The sequence below is a fragment of the Gordonia sp. NPDC003504 genome, assembly GCF_053587995.1.
Window position 1 is genome coordinate 122,767 of sequence record NZ_JBSFPC010000004.1, and the last position, 18,125, is coordinate 140,891.

Below are 18,125 nucleotides of genomic sequence, written 5' to 3' on the forward strand. Positions count from 1 at the left end.
GCTTCCTCCTGCATCGCGGCGCCGCGCGGAACACCCCGGGGCCACATCACCGGGTCGGACACGTGGTGGAGCTGTGCCGCGTCGCCGGTGTCTCTCCACACTACCGGCGAGTGGCCGATCGCGAGGGGTGGAACACGAGGCGAACCCGGGCGTGTCTCAGGTGGTGAGCTGATCGACCAGATCGGCCGCCGAGGTCACCGAGTCGAGGAGCTTGCCGACGTGGGCTCGACTGCCCCGCAACGGTTCCAGGGTCGGGATGCGCACCAGCGAATCCCCGCCGAGGTCGAAGATGACCGAATCCCAGCTCGCCGCGGCGACGTCGGCACCGAAACGACGCAGGCACTCACCGCGGAAGTAGGCGCGGGTGTTGGTCGGCGGTTCGGTGATGGCCCGGGTAACATCGGCCTCGTCGACGAGGCGCTTCATCGAACCCCGAGCGACGAGGCGGTTGTAGAGCCCCTTCTCCAGGCGCACATCGGAATACTGCAGATCGATCAGGTGCAGCCGCGGCGCCGACCACCCCAGGCCCTCGCGCTGACGGAATCCCTCCAGGATGCGCAGCTTCGCCGGCCAGTCGAGGATGTCGGCGCACTCCATCGGATCGCGTTCGAGGCGATCGAGGACGTCGGCCCACGTATCGAGGACGTGGCGGGCGCGCGTGTCGTCGGAATGCTCACGCTCGTGGAATGCCACACACCGCTCGAGATATTCGCGCTGCAACGCCAGACCGGTCAGTTCCCGACCGTCGGTGAGCGCCACGGTCGCCTGCAGCGTCGGATCGTGACTGATCGTGTGGACCGCCTGCACCGGCCGTGCGAGCTCCAGGTCGGTGAAACTCTCCCCCGCCTCGATCAGATCGAGGACCAGTGCGGTGGTCCCGACCTTGAGGTAGGTGGCGGTCTCGGCCAGGTTGGCGTCACCGATGATGACGTGCAGGCGTCGATACCGTTCGGGGTCGGCGTGTGGCTCGTCGCGGGTGTTGATGATGCCGCGCTTGAGAGTGGTCTCCAGCCCGACCTCCACCTCGATGTAGTCCGAACGCTGCGACAGCTGATACCCGGCCTCGTCGCCGGATTGCCCGATACCGACGCGACCGGACCCGCAGATCACCTGGCGTGAGGCGAAGAAGGTCGTGAGTCCGGCGATCACCGCGGTGAAGGGGGTCTCCCGACTCATCAGGTAGTTCTCGTGGGTGCCGTAGGAGGCACCCTTGTTGTCGATGTTGTTCTTGTAGAGCTGCAACCGCGGTGCCCCGGGGACGCTGGCGACGTAGCGGGCGGCGGCCTCCATGACCCGTTCCCCCGCCTTGTCCCAGATCACCGCGTCGAGCGGATCGGTGACCTCGGGCGCGGAGTACTCCGGATGGGCGTGATCGACGTAGAGGCGCGCACCGTTGGTGAGGATCATGTTGGCCGCACCGATCTCGTCGGCGTCGATGATCGGCGCCGGACCGGCGCCGCGCCCGAGGTCGAAACCGCGGGCGTCGCGCAGCGGTGACTCCACCTCGTAGTCCCAGCGGGTGCGCTTGGCGCGGGGCACGCCCGCCGCCGCCGCATAGGCCAGCACCGCCTGGGTCGAGGTCATGATCGGATTCGCGGTCGGGTCTCCCGGGGCCGAGATGCCGTATTCCACCTCGGTGCCGATGATTCGCTGCATATGTTCGAGGGTAGATGTCCCTGTCCGCCGGCACCGATCCGACTCTGCGGAGGCGGCGGATCCGATCCCCGCGGGCGTTCGGTGTGTCCTGGGCAAATGGGTGATGAATGTCGCCGAACTCGCGGTGCACGACGGTCCCGGGCGAAGTACCGTCTACGCCGTGAAAGCCTTCCGCCGGTTCACCGTCCGGGTACCCTTGCCAGCCGCTCTCGACGACCTCGCCGTCCTCGCCCACAACCTGCGCTGGGTGTGGCACAGCGAAACCCAGGATCTGTTCGCCACGATCGACGACGACCTGTGGAGCACCTCGGGCGACCCGCTGCGCCTGCTCGCAGAGGTCGATCCCGGTCGGCTGGCCGAATTGGCGCACGACGACATCTTTCTGGCGCGACTGGCCACGCTGCGGGCCGAACTCGACACCTATCGCACAGCACCCCAGTGGTTCGGCAAGCAGCAACAGGCAGGCGCATCGATGCCGCGCGGGATCGCCTACTTCTCGATGGAGTTCGGCATCTCCGAGGTGCTGCCCATCTACTCCGGCGGCCTCGGCATCCTGGCCGGCGACCATCTGAAGGCTGCCTCCGATCTCGGTCTCCCACTGATCGGTGTCGGACTGTTCTACCGTTCGGGCTACTTCCGGCAGAGCCTGACCCACGACGGCTGGCAGATCGAGAAGTATCCGGTCAACGACCCGGGCCTGTTGCCACTGACGCTGCTCACCGACGGCGACGACCGTCCGGTGGTGATCTCCGTGTCGATGCCGGGCAGCCGGACGCTCAACGCACAGGTGTGGGTCGCCACCGTCGGCCGGATCCCATTGCTGCTGCTGGACTCCGACATCCCCACCAACGACATCGAGCTGCGTTCGGTCACCGACCGGCTCTACGGCGGCGACCAGGACCACCGCATCAAGCAGGAGATCCTGCTCGGCGTCGGCGGCGTGCGCGCGCTGCGTGAATACGTCGCGATCACCGGACGCGAGGAGCCGACGGTGTTCCACATGAACGAGGGGCATGCGGGTTTCCTCGCGGTCGAGCGAGTGCGTGAACTCGTCCAATCGGGACTGGACTTCGCATCGGCGGAGTCGGTGGTGCGCGCGTCGAACATCTTCACCACTCACACCCCGGTGCCCGCCGGAATCGACCGCTTCCCCAAGGATCTGGTGTCGTTCTATCTCGATGCCGAGAGCGACGGCGGATCGCGACTGTTGCCCGGACTCCCGGCGAGCACGGTGCTGGCACTCGGCAACGAGGGCCACCCCGGAGTATTCAACATGGCCCACATGGGTTTCCGGCTCGGGCAGCGGTCCAACGGGGTGTCCGAACTCCACGGTGAGGTCAGTCGCGAGATGTTCGCGGGCCTGTGGCCGGGCTTCGACGCCGACGAGGTGCCGATCGGGTCGATCACCAACGGTGTCCACGGCTTCACCTGGGTCGCCCGACCCTGGCGCAAGCTGGTCGGCCACGACGAGGATTCGGCCGCACCGGGTTATGCCGCACTGGGCGCCACCGCGGTGTGGCGGACACGCCAGGATCTGCGTGCCGAACTCGTCGCGGAAGTGCGCCGGCGAGCACGCGCCAGCGGTCATGATCGCGGCTTCTCCGATGTGGAACTTTCTTGGACCGCAGATCTTTTCGACCCGCAGGTACTCACGATCGGGTTCGCCCGCCGAGCCGCCACCTACAAACGCCTGACCCTCATGCTGCGGGATCCGGAGCGGCTCAAACGCATCCTCACCGATCCCGAGCGGCCGGTCCAGCTGGTGATCGCGGGTAAAGCCCATCCGGCCGACGACGGCGGCAAGTCACTCATCCAGCAGGTGGTTCGCTTCACCGAGGATCCCGCGATCCGCGACCGGATCGTCTTCCTCCCCGATTACGACATCTCGATGGCCCGCTACATCTATGCCGGTTGCGATGTCTGGCTGAACAATCCGGTGCGGCCGATGGAGGCATGTGGCACCTCGGGGATGAAATCGGCGCTCAACGGCGGACTGAACCTGTCGATCCTCGACGGCTGGTGGGACGAGATGGCCGACGGCGAGAACGGCTGGGCCATCCCGTCGGCGGAGGGCGTCACCGACGAGCATCGTCGCGACGACCTCGAGGCACAGGCGCTGTACTCACTGCTGGAGGACACGGTCATTCCGTTGTTCTATTCCCGCGACGAGAACGGCGTACCGCAGCGCTGGGTGGAGATGGTGCGTCACACGCTGTCGATCCTCGGGCCGAAGGTGCTCGCCTCCCGGATGGTTCGTGACTACACGACGAAGTTGTACTCCCCGGCCGCCCTGTCGTACGCCGCTGCCGTGGCCGACGACCACGCCGCGGCGAAGGATCTCGCCGTCTATCGGTCACGGGTGCAGAAGGCGTGGCCTGCGGTGACGATCGCGGGAATCGACGAGGCCTCCGAGACCGTCGCCGAGGCCCTCCAGTTGACCGCGCAGGTCGGTCTCGGCGGGCTCGACCCCGAAGAGGTGAAGGTGGAGGCGGTGCTCGGCCGCGTCGACGACGAGGGCAACATCCACGATCCGATCCTGACCGCGATGAGCCCGGTCGGCGACGTCGACGCCTTCGGCCGGCTGACATTCGCCACCGCCGTGACCCCCTACCGATCGGGTGTCCTCGGCTACACCGCACGGGTGCTGCCGAGCCATAGCCTGCTCGGTACCGACGCGGAACTCGGGCTGGTGCGCTACCCGGTCGATCCGGTGTCCTGACGCCTCAGACATGACACGACCCGCCATCGTCCCGATGGCGGGTCGTGATCGTTTGCGCCGTGTTTGTTTGTGCCGTGTTTGTTTGTGCCACCTACCGGCGACGCGCGTGCGCTGCAACACCGATCAGGGCAATAGCGATCAGGGCAACACCGATCAGCGCTTCTTGAGGCGCAGCCGGGAGTAGGTGAATCCCGCGAGCAGGATCGCCATCAGTGCCAGCACTCCGTACGCGATCGCGGAGTGCACGATCGATGTCTCCCAGAGTGTGATCATCTGGGGCGCGATCGGGTTGATCTCGACCAGGTCGACGGCGCCGGCGGCGGCGTTGTACCCCCAGAAGGACGGGAAGATCCACGACAGCTGGGTCAGGCCGGGGGCGTCGAGCTTGAACAGTCCGCCGCAGAACACCAGCTGCACCATCACGACGATGACCAGGGGTGGCATCACCTGCTCGTTCGACTTCACCGACGCCGAGATGGCCAACCCGACCAGCGTCGAGACGCACGCGAGCGCGGCGACCGCCAGCACCAGTGCGGCGGCCGGCGGCAGAATGGCGCCACCCATCTCGGGCAGGCCGCGACCGGCGAAGGTGATGGCCACCATCACCAGGCTCTGCAAGACGGCGGCGATGAAGAACACCACGATCTTGGCCCACAGGTAGGCGCCCGGGCGCAGTCCGACCGCGCGTTCCCGTTCGAAGATGTCGCGCTCTCCCACCAGATCGCGAACGGTGAGCGCGGCCCCCATGAAGGCGGCACCGACGACCAGGACGACCAGCACCTGGATCGCCTCGGCCCCGTCCTTGGGTGGGGTGCCCGGCGGCGAGCCCAGCGGGGGTGCGGCCTTTCCGAATCCGGTATCGCCGGGGATGACCAACGTCAACAAACCCAGCACCACCGGCAACAGCACCAGGAAGACCAGGTAACCGACGTCGGCGAAGATCAACCGGACCTGCCGCCGACCGATGGTGCTCGATTGCCGGACGAAACTGGTCTGCGGGACCGGAATCGGCGGACCGGGTGGTCGGGGTGATGGGGGCGGAGCGGGTTGTCCGCGGCCCTGCAGGTACCGCATGTGCGCGGTGTCGGGTTGTGCGGCGACGAACGCGAAGATCTCGGCCCAGTCGGAGGTGCCCATCGCAGCCCCGACGTCCCCGGGTGCGCCGCAGTAGGCGGTCTTGCCGCCCGGCGCGAGGAGCAGTACCTGATCGCACATCGACAGGTATGTCAACGAGTGGGTGACGACGAGGACGACGCGGCCGGCGTCGGCAAGTCGGCGCAATGTCGACATGACCTGCCGGTCGAGGGCCGGGTCCAGACCCGAGGTGGGTTCGTCGAGGATCAGCAGCGACGGCCCCGTCAACAGTTCCATCGCCACCGATGCACGTTTCTGCTGGCCACCGGACAGCTTCTCGACGCGGGTGTCGACGTGCTCGGTCAACTGCAACTCGGCGAGCACACCGTTGATGACGTTGTCGCGGTCGGCCTTCGACAGGTCCGGGGGCAGTCGGAGTTCGGCGGCGTACCGCAGTGCCTGGCGGAGGGTGAGTTTGTGGTGCAGCACATCCTTCTGCGGCACCATTCCGATACGGGTGCGCAGCGCATCGTATTCCTCATGGACGCTGCGGTTTTCGAAGGTGACCTGACCGCTGGTGGGCGAGTTGAGCCCGGCGACGATCCGCGACACGGTGGACTTGCCCGCGCCGGACGGGCCGATCACCGCGGTCAGCGATCCGGGACGGGCACTGAACTCGACGTTCTGCAGGAGCTGTTTTCCACCGTCGACGACGAGGCTGACGCCGTGCACCTGCAGACCACCGGCGACGACGTCCTGGGCCTGGCCGCGGACCAGGCTGCCCCGCGAGACCACGAAGTCGCTGTTGCCGATGGTGACGACGTTGCCGTCGGTCAGTCGTGCCCGCGAAACCCGTTGACCGTTGACGTAGGTGCCGTTGACGCTGCCGAGGTCCTCGATGTACAAACCGTCCGGCTGCGTCAGGACACGCGCGTGACGCCGCGAGGCCAGGACGTCGGAGACGACGATGTCGTTGTCCGGTGTCCGGCCGATCGTCTGGGCCCCGGCCAGCGAAATCGTCTCGCGCCCCGCCCGTTCCGGGCGTCCCGGCAGCTGGTAGATCGCGGACACATTCTGCTTCAGTGCCTGCAGGTGCGGGGCGTTCTGCAGTTCCTCGGGCATCGGTGCCACCGCTCCCGGGGAGTAGCTGCCCGGCGCGGGAACCCGCATCGGCATCCGGCCCGACCCGGGCGGTCCCGCAGGAAACCGTCCCGACGCCGGGGGCGGTCCGGCGACCGGACCGCTGCCGGGACCACGCGGCGGGCCCGTCGGTCCGGGTGCGCGTGGCGCGTCGAGCGCCACCTCCACCACCGGCCCGGTGGCGCCGTCACCGAGACGAAAGCTGGTCGAGCCGGTCAGCGGTAGCTCCGAGACACGGGCGCCACCGCTGTAGAAACCGTTCGTGCTACCCGCGTCGATGACCCACCAGCCGGTGCCACGCCACTCGATCAGCAGGTGATGACGCGACACGAGTGGATGATTGACGACCACATCGTTGTCGGGGGTTCGACCGAGGCGGACACGGTGCGCGTCGCCCAGTGGGTGGCTCACCCCGGCCACCGTCACCCGACCACGGATCATCGAGACGCTGCTGTTCATCACCGACAGACTCTAGTGCCTTGCGCCGACGGCGTCCTCGCACGTCCTCCACACGGTCGACGTGGACCGGTCCGGGCGTCGAACCAGTGACCCCGCACCGGCCGAAACGACCGCTGCCCGCCCCAGGTGGGGCGGGCAGCGGTGCTGTGGTGTGCCGCGAAGGGGGCTACAGATATTGGCCGGTGTTGGTCTCGGTGTCGATGGCGCGACTGGCACCCGAACTCTTGCCGGTGACCAACGTGCGGATGTAGACGATCCGCTCGCCCTTCTTGCCCGAGATCCGCGCCCAGTCGTCCGGGTTGGTGGTGTTGGGCAGGTCCTCGTTCTCGGCGAACTCGTCGAGAATGGAATCGAACAGGTGCTGGACCCGCAGACCCGGTGCGCCGGTCTCCAATTGGGACTTGATCGCGTACTTCTTGGCCCGGTCGACGACGTTCTGGATCATCGCACCGGAGTTGAAGTCCTTGAAGTACATGACCTCTTTGTCGCCATTGGCGTAGGTCACCTCCAGGAAGCGGTTGTCATCACTTTCGGCGTACATCCGCTCGACGACCTTCTCGATCATCGCGTTCAGGCATGCGGTGCGGTCTCCGCCGAACTCGCCGAGATCGTCGGCGTGCACCGGCAACTGCTCGGTCAGGTACTTGGAGAAGATGTCCATCGCCGACTCGGCGTCGGGACGCTCGATCTTGATCTTCACGTCGAGGCGGCCCGGTCGCAGGATGGCCGGGTCGATCATGTCCTCGCGGTTGGACGCACCGATGACGATGACGTTCTCGAGTCCCTCGACACCGTCGATTTCACTGAGCAGCTGCGGTACGACGGTCGTCTCGACGTCGGAGGAGACACCAGATCCGCGGGTGCGGAAGATCGAGTCCATCTCGTCGAAGAACACGATGACCGGGGTGCCCTCGGAGGCCTTCTCACGGGCACGCTGGAAGATCAGGCGGATGTGCCGCTCGGTCTCACCGACGAACTTGTTGAGCAGTTCGGGGCCCTTGATGTTCAGGAAGTACGACTTGGCTTCCTTGGCATCGTCGCCACGGACCTGGGCGATCTTCTTGGCCAGGGAGTTCGCGACCGCCTTGGCGATCAGCGTCTTGCCGCAGCCGGGCGGGCCGTAGAGCAGCACACCCTTGGGCGGACGCAGAGCGTAGTCGCGGAACAGGTCCTTGTGCAGGAACGGCAGTTCGACGGCGTCACGGATCTGCTCGATCTGACGGCCCAGACCACCGATGTCCTCGTAGCCGACGTCGGGGACCTCCTCGAGGACCAGATCCTCGACCTCGGCCTTGGGGACACGCTCGAAGGCGAAGCCGGCCTTGGTGTCGATGAGCAGCGAGTCGCCCGGCCGCAGTTTCCGGCGTTGCCCGTCCTCACCGTCGACCTCACCGAGCAGTGGCTCGGCGAGCCAGACGACGCGTTCCTCGTCGGCGTGGCCGACGACCAGGGCACGTTCCCCATCCCCGAGGACCTCGCGCAGTGTGCTGATCTCGCCGACCGAGTCGAATTCGCACGCCTCGACGATGGTCAGTGCCTCGTTGAGACGCAGGGTCTGCCCACGATGAAGGGTCTCGGTGTCGATGTTCGGCGAGCACGTCAGGCGCATCTTGCGGCCGGAGGTGAAGACGTCGACGGTCTGGTCGGGGAACACCTCGAGCAGTACGCCGTAACCACTCGGCGGCTGTCCGAGACGGTCGACCTCCTCGCGTAGCGCGACGAGCTGTTGCCGTGCCTCTTTGAGGGTTTCGAGCAGCTTGGCGTTGCGTGCGGTCAGGTTGTCGACACGATCCTGCAGGTCCGTGTCGGCCGACCGTGGACCCGCCGGGCGTTCACGGTCGGCTCGGGCCACCAGCGGCGGTGTGTAGGCGGGAGTGAACGAGTCACCGGACGCTCCCGTGGTCTCGCTGCCCGCGTCATCCGCCGAGGCACCTTGGCGATCAGATTCGGTCATTGCTGACTCCTCTCCCCGGCAACCACTCCGCATTGGAGTTCGTGCACCGTGACTCCACGCTACCGGCCCGGGGACCGATACGCCTCACACCGCGCATCCACCGATGTTGATGGTGTGTTAAATGTACGTCTTCCCTACGTATTCACCGTGTTTCGCGTGGATGTCCACGCTCGGCTCACCCCCGGGTCGGACGTCGTTGCGGCCGGAGTGTGGTGGTTCCGTCGGCCAGACGTCGAGCGGTGATCAGAAAGGCCGTGTGTCCTTGCATTTTGTGTTCCGGCCGCACCGCAAGACCGACTGCGCTCCAGTCGCGGACCAGGGATTCCCAGGCGTGCGGTTCGGTCCAGCACTCCTGCTCGCGCAGGGCCTCGATCACGCGCGACAACTGGGTGACAGTTGCCACATAAACCGTTAAGACCCCACCTGGTTTCAGGATCGAACGGACGACGTCGAGGGGCTCCCAGGGTGCGAGCATGTCAAGGATGACGCGGTCGAAGCGCTCGTTGGTGTCGATGTTGGCGAGGTCGTCGATCACCAGGGACCAGTTCGCCGGGTGTCCGGCGAAGAATGTCTCGACGTTGCGTTGGGCGTGCTCGGCGTGGTCATCCCGGATCTCGTAGGAGACGACCTCGCCGTCGGGTCCGACGGCGCGCAGCAGCGAACACGTCAGCGCACCCGAGCCGGCCCCCGCCTCGAGCACCCGCGCCCCCGGGAATATGTCACCCTCGGTGACGATCTGGGCGGAATCCTTCGGATAGATGACCTGTGCCCCGCGCGGCATCGACAGAACGTAATCGACGAGGAGGGGGCGAAGTGCCAGGTACTCGGTGCCACTGGTCGCCGAGACAATGCTGCCCTCGGGCGAACCGATGAGGTCGTCGTGCGCGATCGCGCCGCGATGGGTGTGGAATTGCTTTCCCGGTTCCAGGATGACCGTGAACTTGCGTCCCTTGGCGTCGGAGAGTTGAACCCGATCTCCCACTTCGAACGCGCCGCTCGCGGCCATCTGCTGGTCTCCTCGCCGGTTGGACCCGAGTCTCTCGGGGCTGATGTGACTGGTGTTATCTGCTGGTGACAGCGATATTCGCAGCCCCGGCTCAGTGGCCGCGTCGAGCGTCGGATTGTCACTGGTGGGTCCTACCCTGCCAAATGTGACGATCACCGTTTCCTCCGGGGCCGACAACGCAGCCGGCCCGGCCCCCGCTCACCAACTCGCCGGCACCGCGCGGGGTCTGGTGGGCAGACCGCTGGCGCTGTCACCCTCGCGTGCGGCCGACTTCAAGCAGTGTCCGCTGCTCTATCGCTACCGTGCGATCGATCGCTTCCCCGAGACACCGACGCCGGCCCAGACCCGTGGCACGGTGGTCCACGCCGCGTTGGAGAACCTCTTCGACATGCCCGCTGCGCTGCGAACCCAGGAGTCGGCCGATTTCCTCGTCGACGGCGCATGGGCGGCAATGTGCGAGGCCGATCCCGATCTCGCCGACCTGATCGGCGACGGCGACCATGCCGCGTTCCTGCGGGAGGCCCACAAGCTGATTGCGAACTACTACCGGATGGAGAATCCGACGGCCTTCGACGCCGACGCCGTCGAACAACACGTCGAGATCGAGTCCGACGAGGTGTTGATGCGCGGTTTCATCGACCGGATCGACGTCGCTCCCACCGGCGAGATCCGGGTGGTCGACTACAAGACCGGTCGCGCACCCGGCGAGGCATACGAGGCCAAGGCGCTGTTCCAGATGAAGTTCTACGCCCTGGCCATCTTGCGGCTACGCGGCGTGCTGCCGACACGTCTGCAGTTGATGTACCTCTCCGACGGTCAGACGCTGTCCTACACCCCCGACCGTGACGAACTCGAACGATTCGGACGTACCCTCGCCGCGATCTGGCGGGCCATCCGCGCGGCCGTGGCCACCGGCGACTTCCGGCCGCAGCGCTCGCGGATGTGCCGCTTCTGTGAGCATCAGGCACGCTGCCCCGAGTTCGGCGGCGAGATACCCGAGTATCCGGGTCCTCCCGCCGGTTTCACGCCCTAGCGACGATCACGCCGCGGGGGCCTGCGTCGAGTCCGCTGCGTCGCCGCCGGCCGACGGTGCCTGACCGTCGGTCGAGTGCCGCCCGCTGCCCTGCAGCCGATGCCGACCACCACCGGCGCTGTCGACGGATTCGGGCGCACCGGCACCCGCCGACGCATCGGTCGTCACCGGCGCGCGGTGGCGACCGCCGGTGGGAACCGAGGTCTGGGTCGGTGTTTCGGTCGTCACCGACGGCTCGGTGCTCTCCGATGTTTCTGTCCCCTCCGACGTTTCGGTGCCCTCCGATGTCTCGGTGGTCACCGGTGCCTGGGTCGTCGGCGGTGCCGGGGATTGCCGGGTGACCTCGACGCCTGCCTGCGGTGTGACCTCGGTGGTGGGTTGCGGGGTCACCACCCTGGGTGTGCCGTCGGGTGTCTCCGGGACGATCGATGATCCGTCGTCTCCGGTCCCGACCTCCGAGCCATCACCCTCGGTCTCCACCGCGGACCAGGTACGCGCCGCGACCAACGGAGCCGGCGCAGATGGCTGTGGCCCGTCCTCGACCGGGACCGCGGCGGTGTCGGCGCTGGGTGCCTGCAGCGGATAGAAGGCATTGTTGACCGCGTCCCACCGCTCGACATCGTCGCCGTCGTAGGTGATGCCGACGGCGTCGTTGAGCATCATCGCGACCATGGTCAGCGGATGGTGTTTCGGCGTGTAGACGACGTAGGTGGTGTTGCCGTCGGTGCTGTGCAGGATGGTCGGCGGCGTGTCGTAGGCGATCAGATTGCCGTAGTTCTCCTCCCCCAAACCCGAATGGATGGCGATGAAGCCCGCGCCGTCGACCAGTAGCGAACTGATCGGTCGATACCAGACCCACTGGAAGTTGCTGACCGGGTCGCCGACGACGATCACCGAGGTCACCTGGAGGCCGTCGGACGCACCGGGATCGCGCGCACCGTTCGACTCGGCGCCGAACAGTTCGAACAGTCCGCCGATCACCGGGTAGTCGGCTGCCCAGGCCTTCAGACCCCACGGACTGCGTGGATCGGAGATGAGCAGCAGCCGAGAGTTCTCGACGTCGATTCCGGTGCCATCCCCGTTCTGCGCGACCGCCTGCTCGGCGGCGTTGCCGAGGGCCTCGGCACCCTGTGAGTACCCGGTGTAGACGACGTACGGACGGTCCCCCTGCTGCGTGGCGAAGGCATGCATGACCGCCACGTTCCCGTCGACGGCGATGTCGCGGGACTCGTCGTAGGACGGAGCGAAGATCGACAGGGCCGCATCCGAGCGGCCGGACACCAAGGGCGCCAACGCTTCCGGGTAATCGATGATGAGCGTGGTCCGGCCCGCCCGGAGTTCCCGGATCCGGGGATAGAGGGTGCCGTCATCGGTGCCCGGCGTGACGACGAGGATCGCATCCGCGCTCGCCCCGTAGGGCGCCGACCCCAGCAGATCTCGGCTGATTCCGTCTTCGGCCTCGGCAGGACGGAAGACCCCGTCGTCGGTGAGTGCGTAGATCGTCTGCTGCGTCTCCGTGGACAAGGCACCCGCTTGGGCAACGGTCGCCGACAACGCCGTGGGAACCACGGCTCCCACACACAGTGCGCAACCGACGGCTGTGGTGCCGACGGCCCTTCGAATTGCGTACACGAACTTCTCCCTCTGGCATGCCTGGACGGGGCTGGTCATCCATGGCGGCAAGCGACGCATCGATCCCTGTGACGTGGCTGTGGGATCGTCATCACGCGATGGCCACTGGCGAACCGGATTCATCATGGACGTTTAACCAGCCGCACGACGAGCGCATTCAGTGAATTCGTCTGAACGAAGGAACAGGTCACCCCGTTCGAATGACCAGGTCCCCAAAGTGGGCGACACGGCCGAGCGCGGCGGGCTATGCACAGTGTCATAGAGTCGCTCGGGTGGATACCGCGTACTACCTTCCCGAGGTCCCGCCCGCCGACGATCGCGATTCGGGCCGCGAATACTTCCGCCCCACCGAGGCCACCATCAGTCCGTGGTCGAACGACATCCAGCACGGCGGGCCACCCACCGGACTGTTGATGCGGGCGCTGGAACGCGTGTCCCCCGACCCGTCACTGCACGTCACCCGGGTGACCACCGAGATCGTCGGTGCGGTCGGGCTCGGCCTCAACCGCGTCAGCTCACGGGTGTTGCGCCCGGGACGCCGGATCAGCATGGTCGGCGCCGATCTGGAGGTGCAGCAGCCAGACGGCAGTTTCCGGGTCGCCGCACGCGCCGTCGCCTGGCGCCTGCGCACCGGGGACACGTCGTCGATCAGTCAGCAGCCGTTCGCGCAATTGCGGCCGCTCCCCGAGGAACTGGGCACGACAACCGGCGTCACCTCGGACAGTTCACTGGGCGTCGACTGGGGCACCGCCGGCTTCATCGGCACCGTCGAGACGGCCGTTGCGCCGGGTCGTTTCGGTGACACTCCGGCAGTCTGGCTGCGCCCTGCGATCGATCTGGTGGAGGGCGAGACGATCACCGACCTCGAGGCCCAGATGACGGTCGTCGACGTCGCCAACGGGGTCGGCACACGCCTACGGCCCGATCAGTGGACGTGGATGAACACCGACACCACCGTGCACTTCTCGGCGATCCCGCACGGCATGTGGCTGGGGATCGACGCCCACCTGGCGACAGGGCCGGACGGATTCGGGGCCACTTTCGCCGAGCTGTACGACGTCGACGGGTTCATCGGCCGGTCGGCGCAGACAGTGCTGCTCGACGGTCGCTGAGACCTCAGAAGCGGCAGGACCGGATGTCGGAGGCGAGGATGGCGCGGGCCCCGAGTTCGGAGAGTTCGTCCATCAGGTTCTGGTGATTGCGGCGCGGCACCATGGCACGGACGGCCACCCAGTCGGGATCGGCCATCGGCGCGACGGTCGGCGATTCCAGGCCCGGCGTCAGGGCACTGGCCTGATCGAGAATGGCCCGCGGGCAGTCGTAGTCGATCATCACGTACTGCTGACCGAACACCACTCCCTGCACGCGCTTGATGAACTGCCGTGCGGCCTTGTCGACCTCGGCACCGGCACGACTGATCAGCACCCCCTCGGAGTCGCACAGCGACTCGCCGAAGGCCACGAGACCGTGCTGGCGCAGTGTGCGCCCGGACCCGACGACGTCGGCGATGGCGTCGGCGACACCGAGCTGGATGGAGATCTCCACCGCACCGTCGAGCCGGATGATGTCGGCGGTCATGCCGCGGGCGGCCAGGTCGGCGCGGACCAGATTCGGGTACGAGGTCGCGATGCGTTTGCCGGCGAGATCCTCGACGGTCCACGCCTGGTCGGCTGGCGCGGCGTAGCGGAAGGTCGACGAACCGAATCCCATCGAGATCTGTTCGTCGACCTCGGCGCCCGAGTCGCGGGCGAGGTCGCGGCCGGTGATGCCGACATCGAGGGTGCCCGCCCCGACGTAGATGGCGATGTCCTTGGGACGCAGGAAGAAGAACTCGACGTCGTTGTTGTTGTCGAGGACGGTCAGGTCCTTGGCATCGGTACGTTTGCGGTAGCCGGCCTCGGCCAGGATGGCGGCGGCGGATTCGGACAGGGCGCCCTTGTTGGGTACTGCGACTCGCAGCATCGGATGACTCCAGTGATCGATCGGGTGGGGACGGCGGGTGCGTAGGGCCGCGACCGGGGGTAGGCCGCGGCCTACAGATGGCGGTACACGTCCGCGAGCGTCAGGCCCCGTTTGATCATCATCACCTGCAGCCAATAGAGGAGCTGGGAGATCTCCTCGCCCAGGGACTCGTCGGACTCGTGTTCGGCCGCCAGCCAGACCTCGCCGGCCTCTTCGATGATCTTCTTGCCGAGGGTGTGGATCCCCGAGTCCAGCGCGGCAACGGTGCCACTGCCGGCCGGACGGGACTGCGCCTTGTCGCTCAACTCGGCGAACAGCTCCTCGAAGGTTTTCACGAGTTCCTATCCTCGCATGTCCGCAAGTTCGAGTTCGGCGAGGGTCAGGCCGACCAGCGTCGAGCGGAAGGACCGACGTGGACCGGCCGGCACCTCGGCCGTCGACGGCACCACCAAGGTGTGGCAACCGGCCGCGATGGCCGACTCGGTGCCGGTCGGCGAATCCTCGACGGCGCGACACCGCATCGGATCGACGCCGAGCAGCGTCGCAGCGCGCCGGTACGGGTCGGGTGCAGGCTTGCCCACCGCGACCTCGTCACCACACACCGTGGCCGTGAAGAAATGGCGGCCGAGGGTGTCCAGGGCCTGTTCGGTCAGCTCACGCACCGTATTGGTCACCAGTGCCATCGGAATTCCGGCGGCGGCCAGCAGGTCGAGCGCCTCGAGTGCTCCGGGCCGCCACGGTAGGTCCTCGGCAAAGAGCTCACCGACTCGGTCGAGCAACCATCGCTCGTCGAGTGCGTGTCGACGAGCGGCGGGCGGTACTCCGGCCGCGTCATAGACCTTGTCGAGTGCGTCGGCCATGGAGTTGCCCAGCGTCGACTCACGCACCTCGGGAGTCATGACGAAGCCGTGCCGCTCCGACAACTCGGCGACGGCGATGTCCCACAGTCTTTCCGAGTCGAGCAGGGTGCCGTCCATATCCCAGAAGACGGCGGCGGGACGGAAGGCGGTGCTGCTCACCACCGCATCATCGCCGACCGTCGGCCCGCGATGCGAATCCGGTGGCCGCCACCGTGACAGCCGTCACCGAGGGCGGCGGCGCCGGGTCGGCTCGGCGGGCGCCCGTGCGGCATCCGGGCGGCATCCGGGCGGCATCCGCGTGATGATCACCGGCGACGACGATTCCGAGCCGTTCCGGATCAGCCATTCGAGCCTCCTCGTCGATCTGTTCACCAGCCGATCGCGGCCGTTTCTCACGCCAACAATCACCAGAGGTGGATGGCGGAGACTTCGGGCCCTGCCGCTTCGTCGAAGGACACGATGTCACTCTCCGGGATCACCGGCCGAGCGCGTCGGCCGCATACGGCGGAAGGTGTCGATCACCGCATAGACCAGACCGAGGGCCGCCAAACCCATCATGGTGGCGTAGACGCCGAGTTCGGTGTCGCCACGACCGGAGGTGTAGCCGCCCGATCCACCGCGATCGCCCCCCATGGCGCCGCCCTGCCCCCCGTGAGACTGTCCGGCTCCGGACGGCGAATCACCCGGACTTGCGCCACCACCCGGACCACCGGTCGGTGGTGTTGCGCCGGAACCGTTGCCGCCCGGAATATTCGGCGCGCCACCGGTTCCACCGGTGCCGCCGCCCTGTGGTCCGCCGGCCTGTTGTCCACCACCGAATCCGCGGCCGGCGCCCCCACCGAATCCCTGACCCTGGTCACCGGACAGCGACGAGTGATACACACCGATGGCCGCGGCCTGGACGAGCACCGGGATGATCATGAATCGCAGGGGCAGGTAGAACGCCATCACCACGCTGAGAATCTCGGCGGTATAGAAGTAGCGGTCGTGCATCGCGGGCAGCAGGAAGGGCACGATGACGGCGCTGGCGGTGGCCACCACCAGGGTGGCGGCGGGCGTCACCGGAGGCTTCTTCCACAGCGACCAGGCGAGGAAGACCACGATCACCGCGGCCGCCATCCCGATACCGAGATGCGCCAACCACGTCGCATCCCCGGAGATCGGGATGAGCTGATACAGGTTCGCCGCGCCCAATGTGAGCTGCTTGTAGGAGTCGGTCTGATCCAGATAGACCGACAAGGCCTCGCGCCACGGCGCGCCGCCGAGGATGGCGGGAACGTCGAGCGCCAAGAACACCGCCGGAATGGCGAGCAGGGTGTACCAGGGCAGTCGCCGCCGCAGCAGCAGCCAGATCAGCACCGGCAGGACGAAGACCGCCTGCAGCTTGAACGAGAGCGACAGACCGAAGAACACGCAGGCCCACGTCGAGTTCATCACGTACGAGCGATGGGTGATCCCCTCACGTTGGGCGCGGAGCAGGAAATACACCCCGCCCAGCGCGAACGCCGAGTAGATGGCGTCGGCCTGACCCCAGTAGGCACTGTTCGCGATCACCGACGGGAGCAGCAGCATCACGCCGAAGGCCAAGGCACGCAACCAGAATCGTGGGGTTCGCAGACCCACGATCCGGTAGGCGAAGAACGCCAGGACGAGGTCGAAAACCATCGACAACGCCTTGATGCCGATCAGCGACGGCGCCTTGACGACGGTCAGCAGCCAGATCAGGTACAGATACGGATAGTTGTAATCGGCGAAGCGCTCCTTGAACGCGGAGAAGCCCTGCGTGTCGAGCGTCTCGTACCACCGGCTGAGGAACGCCCGGTAGTCCATGGTTTCCATGTCGATGAAGTGCCAACGCACCAGCGCGGCCACCACCACGAGGGCGGCGAGGACGCTCCAGCGCACCCAACGAGCCGGATGCGCCGCGGAGGCCGGGGCGCACTCACTGCTGCCGTGATCGTCGGTGTCGTGATCGTCGCCGTCGGCGCCGACCGGTGTGAGGGTCACAGAGGTCATGGCATCAAGACTGACCGGCGAAGCTGGGAACTCGATGGGTGGCGGCTGTCAGGTGGCGGCGACCCGGATTCGCCTGTGCGATCGGCGTCCGCCGGACGGTCGATCAGGCGAATGCTCTACCCGGTGGGACACGGTCCGTCGCGGATCTCGGGCTACGGTGACAGCCGGGCGAGGTCCGACATCTCGGACCCGATCGGAACGTGTCACGGGGGTGCGACGACATGCAGGAGCCAGATGCGACGTGGTGCGGGACGCCGGCCACACCGACATCGGTTCGGGTGCTGCGGGCGATCATCATCGTCGTCGCGGTCGTCGGTCTCGTCTGCGGTGTGCTCCTGGCGCTGCTGTTCTATTCGATGAGTTCGATGTGCATGGGTGACCTCGACGACAGCGACTGCCCGGCAGCCCAATGGGCGGCGGTCACGCCCGTGTTCACCGGGATCGCCGGGATGGTCCCGGCGCTGTTCACGCTGCGCACACGCAGCAGCAAGCTCGTCGTGTGGTTGGGCGTCGCCGTGCCGGCGGTGTGGTTCGTCGGTCTGGTCTATCTGCCGGGCTTCGTCGGGTGACCGGGTTCGTCGTCGACGGAAGTCAGGGCGCCGTCATCGAGATCC

14 protein-coding genes are annotated in these 18,125 nt (G+C 67.0%); 4 read left to right on the forward strand and 10 right to left on the reverse strand.

Annotated features, from left to right (window positions below):
* Nucleotides 1–156: 156 nt before the first annotated feature.
* Nucleotides 157–1,656 (reverse strand): depupylase/deamidase Dop, encoded by a 1,500-nt coding sequence (dop, locus tag ACWDPV_RS10050; RefSeq protein WP_348808632.1) that lies wholly within the window; start codon nucleotides 1,654–1,656, stop codon nucleotides 157–159.
* Nucleotides 1,657–1,816: 160 nt separating this feature from the next.
* Between dop and glgP the strand changes: the two genes are divergently transcribed.
* On the forward strand, nucleotides 1,817–4,375 hold the full coding sequence (gene glgP / locus ACWDPV_RS10055) for an alpha-glucan family phosphorylase (protein WP_449742830.1): 2,559 nt from the start codon (nucleotides 1,817–1,819) through the stop codon (nucleotides 4,373–4,375).
* A gap of 153 nt (nucleotides 4,376–4,528) precedes the next feature.
* Here glgP and ACWDPV_RS10060 read toward each other — a convergent pair whose 3' ends face one another.
* From ACWDPV_RS10060 to ACWDPV_RS10070, 3 genes are all read right to left on the reverse strand, one after another.
* Complete coding sequence (locus ACWDPV_RS10060) at nucleotides 4,529–7,030, reverse strand: FHA domain-containing protein (protein ID WP_449742994.1); 2,502 nt, start codon at nucleotides 7,028–7,030, stop codon at nucleotides 4,529–4,531.
* Between the two features lie 184 nt (nucleotides 7,031–7,214).
* Complete coding sequence (gene arc / locus ACWDPV_RS10065; RefSeq protein ID WP_449742831.1) at nucleotides 7,215–9,002, reverse strand: proteasome ATPase; 1,788 nt, start codon at nucleotides 9,000–9,002, stop codon at nucleotides 7,215–7,217.
* 175 nt (nucleotides 9,003–9,177) lie between these two features.
* Nucleotides 9,178–10,008 (reverse strand): tRNA (adenine-N1)-methyltransferase, encoded by an 831-nt coding sequence (locus ACWDPV_RS10070; RefSeq protein ID WP_449742832.1) that lies wholly within the window; start codon nucleotides 10,006–10,008, stop codon nucleotides 9,178–9,180.
* Between the two features lie 145 nt (nucleotides 10,009–10,153).
* Here ACWDPV_RS10070 and ACWDPV_RS10075 point away from each other — a divergent pair, with 145 nt between their 5' ends.
* Nucleotides 10,154–11,041 carry a RecB family exonuclease gene (locus ACWDPV_RS10075; RefSeq protein WP_449742833.1) on the forward strand — a complete coding sequence of 296 codons (888 nt, stop codon included), beginning with the start codon at nucleotides 10,154–10,156 and terminating at the stop codon, nucleotides 11,039–11,041.
* Nucleotides 11,042–11,047: 6 nt separating this feature from the next.
* Here the strand turns inward: ACWDPV_RS10075 and ACWDPV_RS10080 are convergent, their stop codons facing one another.
* A complete protein-coding gene (locus ACWDPV_RS10080) occupies nucleotides 11,048–12,673 on the reverse strand; it encodes a PE-PPE domain-containing protein (protein WP_449742834.1) in 1,626 nt (541 codons plus the stop codon).
* A 272-nt stretch (nucleotides 12,674–12,945) separates the two neighbouring features.
* On the opposite strand from ACWDPV_RS10080, the gene ACWDPV_RS10085 reads away from it, so the two are divergent.
* Nucleotides 12,946–13,785, forward strand: coding sequence for a thioesterase family protein (locus ACWDPV_RS10085; protein WP_449742835.1), 840 nt, complete (start codon nucleotides 12,946–12,948; stop codon nucleotides 13,783–13,785).
* Nucleotides 13,786–13,789: 4 nt separating this feature from the next.
* Here the strand turns inward: ACWDPV_RS10085 and hisG are convergent, their stop codons facing one another.
* The 5 genes from hisG to ACWDPV_RS10110 form a co-directional block, all read right to left on the reverse strand.
* The gene (gene hisG / locus ACWDPV_RS10090; protein ID WP_449742836.1) at nucleotides 13,790–14,635 is read right to left on the reverse strand and encodes an ATP phosphoribosyltransferase; all 846 of its coding nucleotides are present in this window, start codon (nucleotides 14,633–14,635) and stop codon (nucleotides 13,790–13,792) included.
* Between the two features lie 71 nt (nucleotides 14,636–14,706).
* A complete protein-coding gene (locus tag ACWDPV_RS10095; protein WP_449742837.1) occupies nucleotides 14,707–14,970 on the reverse strand; it encodes a phosphoribosyl-ATP diphosphatase in 264 nt (87 codons plus the stop codon).
* A gap of 6 nt (nucleotides 14,971–14,976) precedes the next feature.
* Nucleotides 14,977–15,654 (reverse strand): HAD family hydrolase, encoded by a 678-nt coding sequence (locus tag ACWDPV_RS10100; protein ID WP_449742838.1) that lies wholly within the window; start codon nucleotides 15,652–15,654, stop codon nucleotides 14,977–14,979.
* Between the two features lie 7 nt (nucleotides 15,655–15,661).
* Complete coding sequence (locus tag ACWDPV_RS10105) at nucleotides 15,662–15,841, reverse strand: hypothetical protein (protein WP_449742839.1); 180 nt, start codon at nucleotides 15,839–15,841, stop codon at nucleotides 15,662–15,664.
* A gap of 116 nt (nucleotides 15,842–15,957) precedes the next feature.
* Nucleotides 15,958–17,511, reverse strand: coding sequence for a hypothetical protein (locus ACWDPV_RS10110; RefSeq protein WP_449742840.1), 1,554 nt, complete (start codon nucleotides 17,509–17,511; stop codon nucleotides 15,958–15,960).
* 221 nt (nucleotides 17,512–17,732) lie between these two features.
* Between ACWDPV_RS10110 and ACWDPV_RS10115 the strand changes: the two genes are divergently transcribed.
* Nucleotides 17,733–18,080 carry a hypothetical protein gene (locus ACWDPV_RS10115; protein WP_449742841.1) on the forward strand — a complete coding sequence of 116 codons (348 nt, stop codon included), beginning with the start codon at nucleotides 17,733–17,735 and terminating at the stop codon, nucleotides 18,078–18,080.
* Nucleotides 18,081–18,125 lie beyond the last annotated feature (45 nt).